Raw genomic sequence first — 17014 nt, 5'->3', positions numbered from 1 at the left:
TTCACATCATAATGTCCCATCTTTTCGCTTATGTTCAATGGATCAAACGGGTTATTTGGGCCAGGCGTTCAAAACCCCTCCCCCCGAAGGTATTGCCACGAGATGAGATGAAGACGCTCCTCTCCCAAATGACAGGGAATAAATGGATTATGGCAAATTTGCCATACGGTCCAGGACTCCGTCTGATGGCATGTTTGCGCCGTATAAACAAACGGGCGAATTTGCCCTAATATAGGTTATTATGCTGTAATATAAATTGATGATAATTTTTAAAACCAAGGCTGGCTTTCGGTATAGGCGGTTGATTCCGGTGTAATTGCTATTTTTTCTAGACCGTATAATATAATGTTATGGCTACAAGCCAATAAGGATACGATAGTGGACGAATTTGAATTACTTATAGATCTTCATAAAGGTGCAAACCGTCAGGGGCCAGGAGGTGATGCCGAGACCGAGCGGGCGATTGACCTTGCCGGTCTAAACCGGGATATGCCATTGAATATTGCCGATATTGGCTGTGGCACAGGTGCCTCTACGTTGATTTTAGCCCGCTTGCTAAATGCCAAAATTACGGCTGTCGACCTCCTTCAAGATTTTCTGGATGTTCTGAAAACCAGAACCCAGAGTGAGGGCGTTGAGAAAAAAATCACTCCTCTTTGCGCTCCAATGGAAAAGCTACCTTTAGAGGAAGAGGAGTTTGATGTTATCTGGTCTGAGGGCGCGATCTACAACATCGGCTTTAAAAAAGGCGTCGTAGATTGGAGGCGCTACCTGAAGCCAGGTGGGCTGCTTATTGCCTCAGAGATTACCTGGATTACAAGCGCTCGTCCTCAGGAGCTTCAAAATCATTGGAACAGGGAATATCCCGAAATCGACACGGCATCAGCAAAGATGAAAGTGCTGGAAGATAATGGATATTCACCAATTGGCTACTTCGTTTTGCCCGAACATTGCTGGCTTGACAATTATTACGAGCCAATGCGCTCCAACTTTCAGACCTTCCTAAGTCGGAACGGAAATAGCGAAGAGGCTCGTTCAATCGTAGAGGCAGAGCGCCACGAAATCGGACTTTATGAAAACTACAAAGCGCATTACAGCTACGGCGTATATATCGCGAGAAAGTTCAATGCGTAAAAGCCATAACAAGGCGCTACACTCGGACAATTTTTCCGCTGCGCTCCAAAATTGCCGGTGAGCGCGGCGTTAGAGTCTAACAAATAAAAGAGATGAAGAAACTATCAATAATATTTTTTTTATTCCTAATGGGGTGTGTTGGAATACCCCAAAATGTAAAACCAGTAGATAATTTCAAGATAGCGCGCTATCTGGGCAAGTGGTACGAAATTGCGAGACTGGATCATTCATTTGAGCGCGGCTTGACCCACGTAACAGCAGATTACAGTTTGCGGGATGATGGTGGTGTCAGCGTAATGAATCGTGGGTACGCTGCTGAAACGGACTCGTGGAAAGAAGCCGAAGGAACGGCTTATTTTGTGAAAGGATCGAACCAGGGTTATCTGAAAGTTTCTTTTTTTGGCCCATTTTATGGTTCTTATGTCGTTTTTGGACTTGATCATGAGAATTACCAATATTCACTCGTATGCGGCCCAAACAAGTCTTATTTATGGATTCTATCAAGAAGCCCAATATTAAAAGAAGATATAAAAGTTGCGCTTATAGAAAAAGCAGCAACATCGGGTTTCGACACGAGCAAATTGATATTTGTCGATCACGGAAAATCGCCCAACAATGCTAATTCAGCCGCTGCAAAAAGCCGCGCGTCTGATTACCATGTTCGGCCCCGCAGGACATGTGAATAAATGAGGTAGCGTCGTCATGAGAGTACAGGTTTTCAAAACATGGGACCGCGTTCGTTCGAGTTTCTGGTTTCTCCCGGCAGTCATGGCCGGCGGTGCGATTGTGTTCGCCTTTGCAACCGTCGCCCTGGATGAGCCGGTGACGGACTGGTTGACGCTTAACTGGGGTTGGACTTTCACCGGCGGAGCGGAGGGGGCCAGTTCCTTGCTGGGGGCCATCGCCGGATCGATGATCACCATCGCCGGGGTGGTTTTTTCGATGACCCTGGTCGCTCTATCGCTCGCCTCGTCACAGCTCGGTCCCCGTCTGCTCCGCAATTTCATGCGCGACACCACGACCCAAACGGTACTGGGTACGTTCGTCGCTACCTTCCTGTACTGCTTGCTCGTCCTGCGCACCATCCGCCGCGCTGAGGAGATCGCCTTCATCCCCCACCTGTCTGTCACCCTCGGTGTGCTGCTCGCGGTGGTAAGTGTGGGGGTTTTGATCTACTTTATCCATCACGTGTCCGTTTCTATCCAGGCCAACGAGATCGTGGCGCGGGTCGGAACGGAGTTGATCGAGGGAATAGAGCGGCTGTTTCCGGAAAACATTGGACGGGGATCACCGCGGATTCCGACGGAGCCACCTGACGCTGGTTTCCTCGACACGTTCGATCGGGAGGCGCGTCCGATTGGCTCTGCCGGGGACGGCTATCTACAGTTTGTCGATGGGGACGCTTTGATGGCGTTGGCCATGCAAGAGGATGTCGTTATTCGACTGGAGCGACGACCCGGCCACTATGTCGTTGCCACGCGCCCGCTGGCGCTTGTCTGGCCAGGAAACAGGGTTACCGATCAGCTGATGGACCGCGTTAATTCCGCGTTCGCCCTGGGTAACCAACGTACGTCCGGTCAGGACATCGAGTTCGTGGTCAACCAGCTTGTCGAAGTCGCAATACGAGCCCTTTCCCCCGGGGTGAATGACCCGTTCACGGCGATGACGTGTGTGGATCACTTGGGATCGGCACTGTGCCGCTTGGCTCAACGAGACATGCCGGCGCCTTATCGACATGACACTCAGGATCAGCTTCGGGTCATTACGCCTGTCTTCACGTTCCCGGAGATTACGGACGCGGCGTTCAACCAGATCCGGCAATATGGCCGTTCCAGCACTGCGGTGACCATCCGTCTGCTGGAAATAATTGCCGAGGTTGCGGGATCCGTACATCGGCCAGAGGACCGCGCTGCGCTGTTACGGCAAGCCAAGATGATCGTCCGAGGGGCACGCGGCGGGTTGCTGGAAGACGAGGACCGCCAAGAGGTGGAAGAACGCTTTCAATTTGCGAACCAATTGTTGAGCGAGTCGCCAGATCCTAACCTCTGAAATGCACATACGCAGCCAGCACCCCGGTGGCAAATTGGCCGAACCCTTCACTGGTGCGAACGCAAGAAGCCGCGCCGCACAGTTGAGCATTAGCATTCTTTCGGAGGCAGTTTAAATAATGTGTCGTTTTCTTTTAGAAAATGAAACTGTAATTGACAATCAGACTGGTTTGATGTGGACCCAAAATGCTTCTTTAATAGATTTGCCTCAAAGTTGGGCTGAGGCATTAAATACTATTAAAGCACTCAATAAGTCAGGCCTTTATGGTTATCACGACTGGAAGATTCCAAATCGTAAAGAATTGTTCAGCCTGATGAGTTATGAAACGATTAATCCCAGTCTGCCGATCGGCCATCCGTTTATTAATGTGTTTAGCGGCTACTACTGGACTTCTTCAACCTGTGCGAGGTTACCAAACCAAGCGTGGTATATCCATTTGGGGGGAGCCAGGGTGTTCAAAGGAATGAAATCTGGTTCATATATGGTTTGGCCCGTTCGAACGGTGGAAACCTGTCCTGAAAGCAAGTTGTTTCAGACGGGACAAAAGAGGTGTTTTAATGAAAGCGGTGTTGTCATAGATTGTCTTGGTACTGGACAAGATGGCGAGGTACAGTCAGGCTTTAAGTTCAAGAAAAATCGATTTACAGAAAACAAACAGATTATCTATGACAATGCTACAGACTTGACATGGTCGCGGAATGCAACTGTTCACAAGGACTTAGTGGATTGGAACTCGGCGTTTCATTTTATTTCAAAGATGAATGTCGAAATGGAACATGGCCATAATGATTGGCGAGTCCCGAATATCATTGAACTGGAAAGTTTAGTGGATTTGGATCGACATTCGCCTGCGTTGCCGAATGATCATTTATTCACCGATGTACAGGACTATTACTGGTCTTCAACTACAAGCTCGTATGACATGGATTATGCGTGGGTACTATATATGGTAGACGGAGCCGTAGGCGTTGGATATAAGCCGTTATCAGAATTTTATCTTTGGCCTGTTAGGGGAGAAGAAAGAATGAAAATTCGATAACAGCCAACAAATCACTGCACTGGTTTTTTACTCCGCTGCGCTTCGTAAAATCCAGCGAGTTCTGAACCTCGGCTTATCTTGTGTTATGACAAACAGTTATCCGAAGACGATCCTGCTGTCCACGCACCAGGCGCCGCTATCGTTGACCAGTACCGGATTAAGATCCAGTTCTTCTATTTCCGGATATGCCATGGCCAGCTGGGACAGGGATAGAATAATTTTTGTCAATTGCGCCTTATCTGCACCCGCCTGGCCTCTATACCCCGCTAACAGTGGGTAGCATCTAAGCGTTTTCAGCATTTTTTCAGCTTCAGACGTGCTGACCGGCGCAAGCTCCCGGGAAATATCTTTAAAAATCTCCGTATAGATTCCGCCAAAACCCGCTAAAATTAGTGGACCGAACTGGGGGTCCTGTTTTATTCCGAACAGCAGTTCCGTGCCCTGAATATATTTTTGAATCAAAATCCCGCTGAAGACGCCTTGAGGCGTCTGCATGGAAAAACGGTCCTGCAATACTTTAAAGGCATTCTGCAGCGCCTGCCTATTTTTTATATTCAGCATGACACCGCCCAGATCCGATTTATGAATCCATTGGGGAGATACGATTTTCAATGCAACCGGATATCCGGTACTTTCAGATAGAGAAACCGCCGAATCCAAATCCTTGACAACGCCGCCGGGAACAATCGGAATATGGTAATGTCTCAGCAATTCAAAGCTTTCCTCACCCAAAAGCAACTTCTTTGAAGGCGGTTCAACAGGCCGTCTGCCTTGTGCTGCGCCGGGCGCCGCGTCAAGTGCTTCCTCGCCTACCACACGGTTCAGAATCTGGGAATACCGCCATGTTGCGGCAAGTCCCATTACCGCTTCATCAATACTTGAAAAGGATAATACATTGGCTACATCCTTGATCTCCAATTTCAGCTGCGAGCCTTTGTCGCCGTATGCGAAGATCGCAATGGGCTTTTGCCATGGGTTGTATTCCTGGATTTGTTCAAGGCAGAAAGCCATATTCACGTCGGAATGCAGCGGCGAACTCAAAGCCGGGCATATACCCAAAACAGCATCCACCTTTTGTTCCTGAAGGAGCAGACGGGCGGCATTTTTAAAGACTTCGGTAAAAGATCCGGCAACCATTCCCAGAGACCAGATATCCAGGGGATTGTGAAGCTTATGCCAGGCAACGCTAGGGGATTCCAATTGCCTGGTCAGATCCTCCGGTAGCGTGACCGATTCAAGACCATAATCTTTAAGCGCATCCAGGGTAATAATACCACCCGCTCCCGTAGCCGTAATAATTCCAACCCGCGGCCCTTTCATGGGCTGAAACTTGAGCAGGGACCTGCTGGCCGCCAAAAGTTCAATCATGTTGTTAGCCCTTATAATCCCCGCCTTTTCAAACGCTTTTTCAAAAGCACTGTCTTCCCCGACCATTGAGCCTGTATGGGATATGGCAGCCGTTGCCCCTTCACTGCTGCGGCCGGTTTTAAATATAAGAATCGGTTTCTTGCGGCTGACTCTGGCGGCAGTCTCCAAAAAAAGCCGTCCTCTTTTTAGCCCTTCCATATGAACGACAATAAGTTGAGTCTGCGGGTCGGTTTCCAGATAATTCAAGGCATCCACAAAATCCAGATCGGAACAATTTCCCAAGTCAATAGACTTTCCCAAACTCCCTGTGAAAGACTCGTAAGCGACCTCGAGAAGCCCCGTTTGCGCTACCAGGGATAAAGGCGGGGGAGATAAATCTTTCTGAATATCAACAAAGGAAGTGCTGAAACCGGAAAAAGCATTGAGGGTTCCCAACGTGTTCGGCCCCAGAATTCTAATATCGTTTTCCCGGGCGATCCTGATCAGTTCATCCTGGATTTTCCGGCCCTCATCATCTGCGTCGGCAAAGCCCTGGCTGATGATGATGATGTTTTTGACCCCCTTTTGAGCGCATTTCTGAAATACCGGCAATACATGATCCCGGCCCATTGATATAACGACCAAATCTGGAATCTCGGGTACCTCGGTGATGGCGGGATAAGTTTTATAACCACAAATTTCCGAGGCCTTGGGATGGACCGCATAAACTCTGCCTTTAAATCCGTAACGGAGCATTATTTCAAGATTATTCCAGGAGCCCGGGCCACTCTGCCGGGTCACCCCGATCAGCGCTACTGACTCTGGATTAAGAAATTTTTCCATATTCGCTATAACCTCCGGTTGTAAAATGGGATGCAAACTTCGAACTAAAGTAAATGAAAAAAAAGCGCATCCTGCGGATAGCGCTGTTCGCTTGGTTATCAAATCATATTTGAAATTAACTGCTTCAAAATAAAACAAAACCCAAACAGCGCGATCAACCACATGCCTAAACAAAAGACGAAAACGATCACCTGTTCTATCGCCCCGAGTTGAGCATCTGCGTTTTGAAGAACGGTTGGACAATTCTCGAATATGTGTTTAAAACAATACTTGTCCCATTCTGGCATTGCAAGATATTATGACATTCTTCAGGCCAATGTTCCGATTGTCGCATCACGAAACCGAACAGCGGGTGACAGATGTCATCGGACATCCGCTGCGCTTACTAATGGAAACCGATCATGATTCCTGTCATTGAGGAGATTATTCGCGCGGATGAAGTCGCGCGGGAACAGGTGGCTGCCGCCGAATCCGAGTCAGACCTTATCCGGCGCCAGGCAGAGCAGACAGCTCAGGAAACGGTTGCCTCCAGGTTGCAGGCCATGGCCGACGTAGTCCGGGCGGAAGAGGAGCGTGTTCTGGCGGATGCCCGGTTACGGGCTTCCCAAATTGTTGCGGAAACAGATGATTATATCGAAGCGTTGCAACAGAAAAAGCTGGCGATTCAGAATAACCTGATCGAAGCCCTGGTGAAAAAGGTGGTTGACTTATGATCGATAGGCTCTTCCGCTACGCCTATGCCCAGGCAAAAACGCGCGCCATGAAAAGCGGACTGCTCGATCACGATGACTGGCACTATCTGTTGCGAATGCAAAGCCTGAATGATTTTTTCAGCTATCTGACCGCCACGGATTATGGCCCTTTTCTGTCCAATGCCGCCACTGCCGGGGCCGATGCCCGATCCATCTCCCTGTCGCTCCACGATGCTTTGTTCAAAGATTATATCAAGCTTACAAGAGCGTTGCCCAAAAGCCGATCCCTGGTGCTTTATGGCCTCCTGTCACGATATGAGGCCGAAAACGTCAAAACCCTTCTACGGGGCATCTGGCGGGCATCGCCCGATGAATCGATCCGATCCATGCTTTACCGGCTGGGAACCCTTTCCCGGCTGCCGGTGGCAGCCCTTCTGGAGGCGCGGCAGGTTCCGGTTGCGGTGGATTTGTTGAAAAAAACCGTTTTTCATGCCCCCCTGGTTCATGCCCTTGTCCTGTTCCGGACTCAGGACAGGCTTTTTCCGCTAGAGATCGCCGTGGATATGGCGGCATTCCGGCTTCTGGCCGATCGTATCAGTGGCCTTCGGGGTATTGACCGGAAAACAGCGGCCGGGCTGGCCGGCGTTTTTACGGATGGCGTCAATCTGAGCTGGCTGGTTCGGTTTCGCTGGATATACGGGCTGTCGCCCGAGGAGATCATCAATTATTCCCTGCCCGGGGGTCACTACATCACCCTCCATGATATCGGAAATCTTGCGCGGGTTTCCGATCTGCCCGCTTTTCTGGCGGCCTTGCCGCATCCCTATCGCAGCGCACTGGAGAAGGTGCGGCAATGGCGCCAGGTTCAGCTTTTTTTTCAGACATGGCTTGTTGCCGAGCTCTATGGGTTGTTTCGAAAGGATCCGTTTCACATCGGCCTGCCGCTTTCCTATATTCTGTTGAAAGAGATGGAGGTAAAAGCCCTTGAAGGTCTGGTGTCGGCGATTGGCGCGGGCGAATCCTTTGACGGGGTTCTTCAACTTTGGGAGGGATGCTGGATGCGGGATGCATGGAACGAAAAGCGGGAAACAGCGTGAAAGGGGCCATTCATGTTTAAAAGTGAAAAGCTGGTTCGAATTACCATTCAGGTTCCGGAGCCATTTATCTCCGTTGCAACCGGTATTTTGGCCCGTTTCAAACTGCTTCACCTGATCCGAATCGACCAGACGCACCTGGGCCGTCTGGGATACATTGCGGAAAGCGACGACAGACTGATCGAAGCGTATGAACAGATCCTTGCGGAAACGCATGTTATATTGGATTCAATGGGTATTCGCGGCGACGATTCGGCGTTTACCGAACAGATCATTCCCGAAAAGGAGATTTTCAGAATAAAAGAGCGCTTTGGCGAAATTCAGGACCAAATCGGCTCGGTCCTGAAGGATTATTCCGCCGTTGAACAAGCGCATGGCCAGGTCACGTCCATGCTTGAAAAGGTGGAACTGCTGCCGGAGGACCTTGATCTGGCCCGTCTGTCCCAATGTGTTTTTGTCAACTGGGAAATCGGGCTAATATCGTCTCAGGGGCTGGACAAACTAGAGGAAAGCCTTTCGCGGGTTCATCATGCCGTGGTGGAACTGGCCTGTATTCCGGAATGGACGGTTCTACTGGTATTTGGATTAAAGCCGGACTGGCCAACGTTCGAGCGGGCCTTGAAAGGGGCTCTCTTTGAACCGGTCCGGTTCATGCCGGATGCCTCGGGCACCGTTTCGGAAATGATTTCCGGCCTGCGGTCGCACCTTGCGGAACTGGCCGATCAACGACAGAAGCTGTTTGACCAACGGTCGGGACTTCAGCGTCGGTTTGAACAGGATCTGTCACTTCTTCACAGAAAAGCCGTTTCGGCGCGACAGATCCTGTCCGCCCGCCGACTGTTTGGAAAAGTGGATCACAGTTATCTCATATCGGGCTGGATTCCGGATAGACTTTTCCCCGCCCTGCGCGATGAACTGGCTCGGGCAACCGAAGGAAAGGCGCTTATTGAAAAAGTCGATCCTGAAAATCTGCGAGAGGTTCGGGAGGGAATTGTGAACATTCCGATTCTCTTCAACAACCCCCTGTTGATCAGCCCGTTTGAAAAGCTGACCAGTCTCTACGGTACGCCCCGTTATCAGGAGGTTGAACCGACCGTTTTCTTTGCCTTGAGCTTTTTGCTGTTGTTTGGCATGATGTTCGGTGATGTCGGCCAGGGCGCTGTCCTTTTTTTGTCCGGTTATCTTATTTTCAGACGACTTTACCGGTATCTTGATTACGGCATCATTCTCATGGAATGCGGCTTTTTCTCGATCGTTTTCGGTTTTCTCTACGGCAGCATCTTTGGCATGGAAACCCTCATTCCGGCCCTTTGGTTCAGACCCATGGAAAATATCACCTATTTTGTCAAGGTGACGCTCATTCTGGGTGCAGGCCTGTTGAGTCTTGGAATGGTTCTGAATTTTATCAATGCCCTGCGGCTGAAAGAGTATGAAAAACTACTTAGTGCCGGGGGCCTTGCTGGAGCGTTGTTGTATTGGATGGCTGCCGGACTGGGCATGAAATACATGCTGACGGGCCGGATCATGCCCGGTGAGCTGACGATGTTAGGATGGGTCGCTGCCGTGCTCATGGGGATCATGGTTCTCCACCGCCCGATCTATCGTTTTATTGTCAAGGGCGATTCGCCCGGCCGTATCATCAGACAGGCGGGATTCCTGACCGAGATCATGGAATCCGTTATCGAGCTTTTTGACGATTTGATGCGGTTGGTGGCCAACACGGTGTCTTTTATCCGGATAGCGGCATTTGCCCTGTCACATGCCGCCCTGTTCATCGCTGTTTTTTCCATTGCCGATATTCTGTCCCACGAAAAAAGCACTTCATTTTCCTATTGGATTGTTGTTGGGATCGGAAACATCGTCATCATTCTGCTTGAAGGTCTGGTCGTCTCCATTCAGACGGTCAGGCTGGAGTATTATGAGTTTTATGGCAAGTTCTTTCGAGGTGGCGGGGAGCGCTTCAAGCCATTCGGAGAAACGACCAACGGTTCTGAAACCAAGAAAAGCTGATCCCGCGGCATGGCGCCGTTGAGAGGAGTGGGCATGAACCATCTGAAGCTTCTGTTGATATCCATGATTTCCTGGATGACGCCGGCCTCGGTTTTGGCGGAAGAGGCCGCTGTCACAGTCAGCGCCGGGGCTTCCGGCATGGGCTTTTTGTCGGCAGCCATTGCCGTAGGCGCTTCTACGCTGGGAGCGGGTATTGCGGTTGCCGTGGTGGGCGCGGCAGCCATGGGCGCCATTGGAGAAAAACCCGAACTGGCCGGACGCGCCCTGATATTTATTGGTCTGGCTGAGGGCATTGCCATTTACGGGCTGATTGTGGCATTGATGATTCTGGCCAAACTATGAAGATTTTTGTGCTCGCCGATGCGGAAACCGTTTTGGTCTATGCGCTGGCAGGTATAAAGGGGCAGGTCGTGACATCTGAAGCCGATGTGCCGGCCATTTTGGATGGCCTGACTCGCGAATCGGCCGGTCTTATCCTGATCACCGAGGCACTGGCGCAGAATAACCGGGAAGCGATCGAGCGGATGATGATGGATTCGGGCAACCCCTTCATTGTGGAAATCCCCGATATTCATGGACCGCTTCCCCAAAGGGCCAGAAGCACGGAACGTCTGCTTTCGCTGATGAGGAGGTGATGCCATGCCCATATGGGGACAAGTGGAACTGTTATGCCGATCCATTACCGAAGAGGGCCGGAAACAGTCGGAAAAACTTCTGGAACAGGCCCGCCTGCAGGCCGACAACACACTTCGCGATGCCGCGCTTCACGCGGATCGGCAATACCAGGAGGCGCGACTGTCCGGCAAAAGCCGGGCAGTTGCCGAAGCCGCAAGTCTGGTGGATACGGCCGAACTTGCCGCAAGACGGCGTGTTATGATCTTTCACCGTCAGATGCTTCAGGAAGTAATGGATGCCCTAACGGAACGCCTGAAACAATTCCGAAACCAGCCTGCCTATGAATCCTTTCTGATATCGGCGGCTCGGGAAGCCATAGAACATCTTCCTGGCCGGGAGGTTATCATTGAGGCGGCTGAACCTGATGCCGAAGTGATCCGGCGCCGGCTTGACGAATTGGCCCATGCATGTTCGGCCGCCATAACGATCCGCGACTCGAATGCGGTGAACGGGGGGGTCCGGGTCTTTACAGCCGATCAGAAGGTGATGTTCGACAACAGTTTGGATGCCAGACTGAACCGAGTGAAAGATGAAATCCGGCAGGAAATATGGAGAACGATCGTTGGCACCCAAATCAGACAAGACTGAGCCGAACCCGATGATCATTTCCATTAACGGGCCGGTTGTAAAGATTGCCGGTGCCGCCGGACTGTCGATGAATGAACTGGTTGTCATCGGTTCGGAAAAACTTCTGGGCGAGGTGGTCGAGCTAACCGGGGAGAGGGCCACTGTGCAGGTTTTTGAGGATACGACCGGTGTCAAACCCAAATCACGGGTTCAGGGCCTGGGCCTGCCTCTTTTTGTGGAGCTGGGTCCCGGTATGATCGGCCGCATTTTTGATGGCACTCAGCGCCCGCTTGCCGCGGCAATGCATGAGACGGGCTGCTTTGTCACCCGTGGCAGGACGCTCGAAGCGCTGGAGCGCAATCGGCCCTGGAATTTTATCCCTTGCGTGGCGGCGGGTGAAACCGTTTCTGCCGGCCAGGTTATCGGCCGGGTTCAGGAAACCGATCATCTGATTCATCATGTGATGATACCCCCGGACCGGAGTGGTAAAATTCTTGAAATCGTATCTGAAGGGCTCTGTGCCCTGGAAGCGCCGATTGCCCGGGTGCTGGACGACCGGGGGATGATTCATGATATCCTGCTGTATCACCGATGGCCGGTCAGAACCATGCGGCCTTACCGTGAACGGCTTATGCCTGACGAACCCCTTTTTACCGGTCAACGGGTGGTGGATTTTTTCTTTCCCCTTGCCAAAGGCGGAACCGCCGCGGTTCCAGGCGGTTTCGGCACGGGAAAGACCATCACTCAGCACCAGCTTTCCAAATGGGCCGATGCCGATATCATTGTTTATATCGGATGCGGTGAACGTGGAAATGAGATGGCGGGAGTGCTGCAGGACTTTCCTAGGCTTTTAGACCCCCGAAGCGGAAGACCGCTGCTTGAACGAACCGTGCTGATCGCCAACACCTCGGACATGCCGGTGGCCGCCAGAGAGGCAAGTATCTACACCGGCATTACCATTGCCGAATATTATCGGGATATGGGGTATCATGTGGCATTGATGGCGGATTCCACCAGCCGCTGGGCGGAAGCGCTGCGGGAAATATCGGGCAGGCTGGAGGAAATGCCCGCGGAAGAGGGGTTCCCGGCCTATCTGGCGTCTCGCCTGGCTGAATTTTATGAGCGGGCGGGAGCCGTGGTCAGCTTGGGCGGCAGCCGCGGTTCCGTGACGGTCATCGGAGCGGTATCGCCGCCGGGCGGCGATTTTTCCGAGCCGGTGACCCAGCATACCAAGCGGTTTGTCAGCACGTTCTGGGCCCTGGATAAGGAGCTGGCAAGCGCCCGCTATTTTCCGGCCATCAACTACCTGAACAGTTACAGCGCCTATGTGGAAACCGTTGCGTTGTGGTGGCGGCAAAAAGGCGATACGGATTGGATGGACCTTCGAAATCGGGCGCTTTCCATTCTGAAGGAAGCGGCGAGGTTGCAGAACATTGTCAAGCTTATCGGTGAAGATGCGCTGCCCGACGACCAGAAGGCCATTTTTTTCGGCGCCGGACTGATCAAGGAAGACTTTTTACAGCAAAGCGCATTTGATGTCATCGACACCTACTCCATTGCCGAAAAGCAGGTGATGATGCTGCAACTGATTCTGCAGTTCATCGATGGCTTACGGGAAGCCGTCAAACATCGTATACCGGTATACCGGGTCATGGAATTGCCGGTTCTCGAAGAGATTCACCGCATGAAAAGCACTTACCGGGGCGATGATTCAGCGCCTTTTGAGGCCATTCGGGAACGGATCACGCAAGAGATCGCCGGGCTACTCAAAAGAGAGAGATAAAGGATTCACGCATCACGATTCACAAAAAAGGAGCCATGCGTTGCCATCCAAATCCGGCATTGAATACATCGGGCTATCCCGTGTGCAGGGACCGCTGGTTTTCGTCAGCGGAATTCGGAATGTGGGATTCCGTGAAATGGCCGAAGTGGTTGAACCTTCCGGAAGAACGCGGCTGGGACGAGTGCTGGCCGTCTCTGAAGATCTGGCGGTGGTGGAGGTTTTTGAAGGAACCGTTGGACTTTCCGCCACCCGCTCCATTGTACGGTTTCTGGGACGCAGTTTTGAATATGCCGTATCCGGCGATGAGGTGCTGGGCAGGGTTTTTGACGGATTGGGTCGCGCCCTTGACGGGGGTCCGCCCCCCATGGCCGGAAGGCCCAGAGACATCAATGGGTTGCCGATTAATCCGGTAGCCCGAATCTATCCGCAGGATTTCATTCAGACCGGTATCTCGGCTATTGATGGCATGAATGCACTGGTGCGGGGTCAAAAACTTCCTATCTTCTCTGGCAGCGGTTTGCCCCATGCGCAGTTGGCGGCCCAGATTATCCGGCAGGCCAGGCTTCTGGACGGGGATGAAAAATTCGCCGTTGTCTTTGCCGCAATCGGCATCAAACACGAGGAAGCGCAGTTTTTTCAAAAAGAATTTGAAAAAAGCGGACGCCTGAAAAACGTGGTGATGTTCTTGAACCTGGCGGATGATCCATCCATCGTACGGCTTATCACCCCCCGCATCGCATTGACCGTGGCGGAGCATTTGGCCTTTGAGGAGAATATGCATGTTCTGGTGGTCATGACCGATATGACCAACTATTGCGAGGCGCTTCGGGAAGTGGCCACATCCAAAGGGGAGGTTCCCAGCCGCAAAGGCTATCCCGGCTATCTGTACAGCGATCTCGCCTCGATTTTCGAGCGCGCCGGCCGGATTTCCGGTGCCGGGGGATCCATCACCCAGATTCCCATTCTGATCATGCCCGATGACGATATCACCCATCCGATACCGGATCTTACCGGTTATATCACTGAAGGGCAAATTGTGCTGGACCGCAATCTGTTTCAAAAAGGCATTTATCCGCCGATAAACGTTCTGCCGTCACTTTCACGGCTGATGAGCGACGGGATTGGTGAGGGACGCACCCGCGAGGATCATCAAAACTTGTCCAGCCAGTTGTATGCGCTTTATGCGCAATCCAAACGGATCGAGATACTGGCTTCAATTATCGGGGAAGAGGACCTTTCGGCCCATGATAAACGGTTTCTAAAATTTTCACTTGAGCTGGAGCAACATTTCATTCGGCAGGATCCCCACGAAAACCGAACAATTGTTGAAACCCTTGACCTGGGCTGGAAACTGGCTGGTATTTTTTCCGAAAAAGACCTGAGCCGTGTCAAACCGGAGCAGATCCGGAGATACGGTATCCGGAAAGGAACTCCGACATATGAACCGACTTCCCCTTTCCGCCAACAAGAGTAATCTTCTCCGGCTTCGGGAGGAACTGAGCTTTGCAAGTGACGGCATGCAACTTCTTGATGAAAAGAAGGAAGCGCTGCTGTCTCATATCAGAACCCTTTCCACCAAGTCCGAGCGGGTGCGCGCCGGCGTCAACCGGGCATTGGCGGAAACCCACCGGCATCACCGCGAGGCGCTTCTGATGGCTGGACGGCTGGCCTGCGAAAGAGCGGCGCTGGCTGTCAGAGCGGATGAACATGTCGAAGTAGTTGAAAAAAGTTTCATGGGCGTGGTGCTTCCGGTATTGCAGATCCGCATACCGGCGTACCGGCCCGCATACGGTTTTTTGGAAACCGGCTTTGCCATGGATGCGGCGGCTTCATCCGTTCATCGAAGTCTTGAAATCATTGTGGAACTGGCTGAAATCGAGCTCGGACTTTTCCGGCTGATCATGGAACTCAAAAAGACGCTTAAACGCATCAATGCCCTGGAAAACATTTACATCCCGCTTTACCACGCCACCATCAAGCATATTGAGGAAAGCCTGGAAGAAAAGGAAAGAGAGTTCCTGTTTCAGTTGAAGCGGCAAAAACGTCGCAGGGAGGAGGCAGAACATGGGCCTTTTTAATCGCATACTGGTTCCCGTGGATGGTTCCCGATACTCACTCAATGCCGCATGCATGGCAGCCCGGCTCAGCCGGATTCATGGTGCCGACATGCGGATTTTTCATGTCATCGATGATACCCTTCTGGATCAATTATCACGGTTTTCCCAAAAAGGCAGGAAATCCGTCAGGGAAGAACTCAGACACAATGCACTGGCATTTCTCAGCGACATGCGATGTGAGATGATTCATGACGAAATCATCACCCCTTCGGAGCCGATCATTCGGGAAGGGATTCCGCATGAGGTGATTCTGGAAGAAGCCCTGTCCTGGAATGCCGACCTGATCGTCATCGGCAAACTCGGCCGTCGGGGAATATCGCATATCCTGCTGGGCAGCGTGGCGGAACGGGTGATCGAGTTTTCCGACATTCCGGTGCTGGTGGTGAAATAGCGAAGGCCTTTTATTTGCCGGATCATTGGTTGTGTTCGCGGAAGTGAGCAAAACTGCCTATGGATCATATTATAATTGGGTACTTTTGCGAATATCGCTTTTACACTGCCCTAGGTAGCGTAAAAAAAATAGGCCGTGCCGTATTACCCTGACAAGGAATAATGCGAACTCGGGGTTTGAAGAAAAAACCATTAAATCGGGAGACAGCTTTTGGGATGCCACGATGGTGTATTCTTCGCCATGGTTCGATTATAGCCGGTGAATGCGCAACGTTGGCAGACCAAAAGGATGTCCGCAAAAAGGAGGTAGGGTGATGAAAAATCTGAAAGCATCAGATGTCATGGTCAGGCCTGTGATGGCTGCCAAAAAAAATGCATCGGCAAGAGACGTGGTTTTTCAATTTCTGAACGGATCTTACAGTGGCATGCCTGTCACCGATGACGAAGGCAAGGTTATCGGGGTTATTACGGAGCTGGACATCCTGGATGCTGTTCTGGCGGGCAAGGAATTGGTGAAAATTACCGCCGGAGACATTATGACATCCAAACCGATCACGGCGACCGTAGACACGCCGCTGACCGATTTGGTGAAAATGATGAAAGAGAAGAACATTATTCGTTTGCCGATCACGGAGAATGGAAAGCTGGTGGGAATCGTTGCCCGGTGTGATATTCTTACCACATTGATTGAGCCGGAATTTGTCACCTACGTGTAAAGATTTTCCTTGTGTTGCCAACAGTCCGGTCGCCCGGTTTGCCAAAAATGCTTTTATTTCAGCGCTGAGCAGGTGACAGCCTCAGGCGACCGGAAAAGGACGTTTATTGCGATTTATGAAAGGAGCAAAGAAATGGACTTTTCTGAAATAATCAAAAGCGGGCAGGACGAAGGCAAGGAGAAACACGTTCCGACGATTACCCTGGATAAAGGGTATCGGGAAGGCAAAGATATCATTCGGGTGGTTGTCGGACACGATGCGCCTCATCCGAATACCCCGGAACACCACATCGCTTGGATTGAACTCTACGGAATAAAAAAGGACAACAACCAGGTAATCAACTTGGGGCGCGCAGCCTGGGCACCGGTTTATTCAAATCCCAATGTTCGTTTCCAGATCAACCAAATCACGGATTTCAAGGCGTTTCACGCCTTGGCTTACTGCAACATTCATGGCCTATGGGGTAACTCGCTAACGGTTTAAATTTACATAACCTCTTAATTATTGCCCGTTTTAATTCAGCATTCAAGTGCGATCCCCTTCACCGGTTTTTAAACC

General features: G+C 51.4%; 17 protein-coding genes. 16 read left to right on the top strand and 1 reads right to left on the bottom strand.

Going from position 1 to position 17014, the window contains the following annotated elements; all coding sequences use genetic code 11:
- Window positions 1-378: 378 nt before the first annotated feature.
- From RBT11_09225 to RBT11_09210, 4 genes are all read left to right on the top strand, one after another.
- A complete protein-coding gene (locus RBT11_09225; protein ID MDX9786945.1) occupies window positions 379-1134 on the top strand; it encodes a methyltransferase domain-containing protein in 756 nt (251 codons plus the stop codon).
- Window positions 1135-1226: 92 nt separating this feature from the next.
- A complete protein-coding gene (locus RBT11_09220; GenBank protein MDX9786944.1) occupies window positions 1227-1820 on the top strand; it encodes a lipocalin family protein in 594 nt (197 codons plus the stop codon).
- A gap of 16 nt (window positions 1821-1836) precedes the next feature.
- Window positions 1837-3183 carry a DUF2254 domain-containing protein gene (locus RBT11_09215; protein ID MDX9786943.1) on the top strand — a complete coding sequence of 449 codons (1347 nt, stop codon included), beginning with the start codon at window positions 1837-1839 and terminating at the stop codon, window positions 3181-3183.
- A 118-nt stretch (window positions 3184-3301) separates the two neighbouring features.
- Complete coding sequence (locus RBT11_09210; GenBank protein ID MDX9786942.1) at window positions 3302-4222, top strand: DUF1566 domain-containing protein; 921 nt, start codon at window positions 3302-3304, stop codon at window positions 4220-4222.
- 96 nt (window positions 4223-4318) lie between these two features.
- Here RBT11_09210 and RBT11_09205 read toward each other — a convergent pair whose 3' ends face one another.
- Window positions 4319-6412 (bottom strand): acetate--CoA ligase family protein, encoded by a 2094-nt coding sequence (locus RBT11_09205; protein MDX9786941.1) that lies wholly within the window; start codon window positions 6410-6412, stop codon window positions 4319-4321.
- Between the two features lie 401 nt (window positions 6413-6813).
- Here RBT11_09205 and RBT11_09200 point away from each other — a divergent pair, with 401 nt between their 5' ends.
- The 12 genes from RBT11_09200 to RBT11_09145 all read left to right on the top strand — a co-directional run bounded on the left by RBT11_09200 (window position 6814) and on the right by RBT11_09145 (window position 16939).
- A complete protein-coding gene (locus RBT11_09200; GenBank protein ID MDX9786940.1) occupies window positions 6814-7125 on the top strand; it encodes a hypothetical protein in 312 nt (103 codons plus the stop codon).
- Window positions 7122-8201 (top strand): V-type ATPase subunit, encoded by a 1080-nt coding sequence (locus RBT11_09195; GenBank protein ID MDX9786939.1) that lies wholly within the window; start codon window positions 7122-7124, stop codon window positions 8199-8201. Before RBT11_09200 ends, RBT11_09195 begins: the two co-directional genes overlap by 4 nt.
- Before the next feature lie 12 nt (window positions 8202-8213).
- Window positions 8214-10208 carry a V-type ATPase 116kDa subunit family protein gene (locus RBT11_09190; protein MDX9786938.1) on the top strand — a complete coding sequence of 665 codons (1995 nt, stop codon included), beginning with the start codon at window positions 8214-8216 and terminating at the stop codon, window positions 10206-10208.
- Window positions 10209-10241: 33 nt separating this feature from the next.
- Window positions 10242-10550 (top strand): ATP synthase subunit C, encoded by a 309-nt coding sequence (locus tag RBT11_09185; GenBank protein MDX9786937.1) that lies wholly within the window; start codon window positions 10242-10244, stop codon window positions 10548-10550.
- A complete protein-coding gene (locus tag RBT11_09180) occupies window positions 10547-10843 on the top strand; it encodes a V-type ATP synthase subunit F (GenBank protein ID MDX9786936.1) in 297 nt (98 codons plus the stop codon). The genes RBT11_09185 and RBT11_09180 overlap by 4 nt, the downstream gene beginning before the upstream one ends.
- Before the next feature lie 4 nt (window positions 10844-10847).
- On the top strand, window positions 10848-11471 hold the full coding sequence (locus RBT11_09175) for a V-type ATP synthase subunit E family protein (GenBank protein ID MDX9786935.1): 624 nt from the start codon (window positions 10848-10850) through the stop codon (window positions 11469-11471).
- On the top strand, window positions 11446-13233 hold the full coding sequence (locus RBT11_09170) for a V-type ATP synthase subunit A (GenBank protein MDX9786934.1): 1788 nt from the start codon (window positions 11446-11448) through the stop codon (window positions 13231-13233). Before RBT11_09175 ends, RBT11_09170 begins: the two co-directional genes overlap by 26 nt.
- Before the next feature lie 40 nt (window positions 13234-13273).
- A complete protein-coding gene (locus RBT11_09165; protein ID MDX9786933.1) occupies window positions 13274-14707 on the top strand; it encodes a V-type ATP synthase subunit B in 1434 nt (477 codons plus the stop codon).
- Window positions 14673-15311 carry a V-type ATP synthase subunit D gene (locus RBT11_09160; protein ID MDX9786932.1) on the top strand — a complete coding sequence of 213 codons (639 nt, stop codon included), beginning with the start codon at window positions 14673-14675 and terminating at the stop codon, window positions 15309-15311. Before RBT11_09165 ends, RBT11_09160 begins: the two co-directional genes overlap by 35 nt.
- Window positions 15298-15741 (top strand): universal stress protein, encoded by a 444-nt coding sequence (locus RBT11_09155; protein ID MDX9786931.1) that lies wholly within the window; start codon window positions 15298-15300, stop codon window positions 15739-15741. Before RBT11_09160 ends, RBT11_09155 begins: the two co-directional genes overlap by 14 nt.
- Before the next feature lie 313 nt (window positions 15742-16054).
- Window positions 16055-16456: a CBS domain-containing protein gene (locus tag RBT11_09150; protein MDX9786930.1), complete on the top strand. Its 402-nt coding sequence runs from the start codon at window positions 16055-16057 to the stop codon at window positions 16454-16456.
- Window positions 16457-16588: 132 nt separating this feature from the next.
- Entirely contained in the window at window positions 16589-16939 is a 351-nt protein-coding gene (locus RBT11_09145) for a desulfoferrodoxin family protein (GenBank protein ID MDX9786929.1), read from the top strand.
- The last annotated feature ends 75 nt before the right edge of the window (window positions 16940-17014 follow it).

This window comes from Desulfobacterales bacterium (assembly GCA_034003325.1).
Taxonomy (GTDB): Bacteria; Desulfobacterota; Desulfobacteria; order Desulfobacterales; family JAFDDL01; genus JAVEYW01.
The sequence above is the reverse complement of the archived record's forward strand: the minus strand, read 5'-3'. Positions and strand labels throughout refer to the sequence as shown.

Excerpts from the sequence above, each read along its gene's own strand:
- RBT11_09220 (MDX9786944.1), top strand. The coding sequence starts at position 1,227 with ATGAAGAAACTATCAATAATATTTTTTTTATTCCTAATGGGGTGTGTT.
- RBT11_09215 (MDX9786943.1), top strand. The coding sequence starts at position 1,837 with ATGAGAGTACAGGTTTTCAAAACATGGGACCGCGTTCGTTCGAGTTTC.
- RBT11_09210 (MDX9786942.1), top strand. The coding sequence starts at position 3,302 with ATGTGTCGTTTTCTTTTAGAAAATGAAACTGTAATTGACAATCAGACT.
- RBT11_09205 (MDX9786941.1), bottom strand. The coding sequence starts at position 6,412 with ATGGAAAAATTTCTTAATCCAGAGTCAGTAGCGCTGATCGGGGTGACC.
- RBT11_09200 (MDX9786940.1), top strand. The coding sequence starts at position 6,814 with ATGATTCCTGTCATTGAGGAGATTATTCGCGCGGATGAAGTCGCGCGG.
- RBT11_09195 (MDX9786939.1), top strand. The coding sequence starts at position 7,122 with ATGATCGATAGGCTCTTCCGCTACGCCTATGCCCAGGCAAAAACGCGC.
- RBT11_09190 (MDX9786938.1), top strand. The coding sequence starts at position 8,214 with ATGTTTAAAAGTGAAAAGCTGGTTCGAATTACCATTCAGGTTCCGGAG.
- RBT11_09185 (MDX9786937.1), top strand. The coding sequence starts at position 10,242 with ATGAACCATCTGAAGCTTCTGTTGATATCCATGATTTCCTGGATGACG.
- RBT11_09180 (MDX9786936.1), top strand. The coding sequence starts at position 10,547 with ATGAAGATTTTTGTGCTCGCCGATGCGGAAACCGTTTTGGTCTATGCG.
- RBT11_09175 (MDX9786935.1), top strand. The coding sequence starts at position 10,848 with ATGCCCATATGGGGACAAGTGGAACTGTTATGCCGATCCATTACCGAA.
- RBT11_09160 (MDX9786932.1), top strand. The coding sequence starts at position 14,673 with ATGAACCGACTTCCCCTTTCCGCCAACAAGAGTAATCTTCTCCGGCTT.
- RBT11_09155 (MDX9786931.1), top strand. The coding sequence starts at position 15,298 with ATGGGCCTTTTTAATCGCATACTGGTTCCCGTGGATGGTTCCCGATAC.
- RBT11_09150 (MDX9786930.1), top strand. The coding sequence starts at position 16,055 with ATGAAAAATCTGAAAGCATCAGATGTCATGGTCAGGCCTGTGATGGCT.
- RBT11_09145 (MDX9786929.1), top strand. The coding sequence starts at position 16,589 with ATGGACTTTTCTGAAATAATCAAAAGCGGGCAGGACGAAGGCAAGGAG.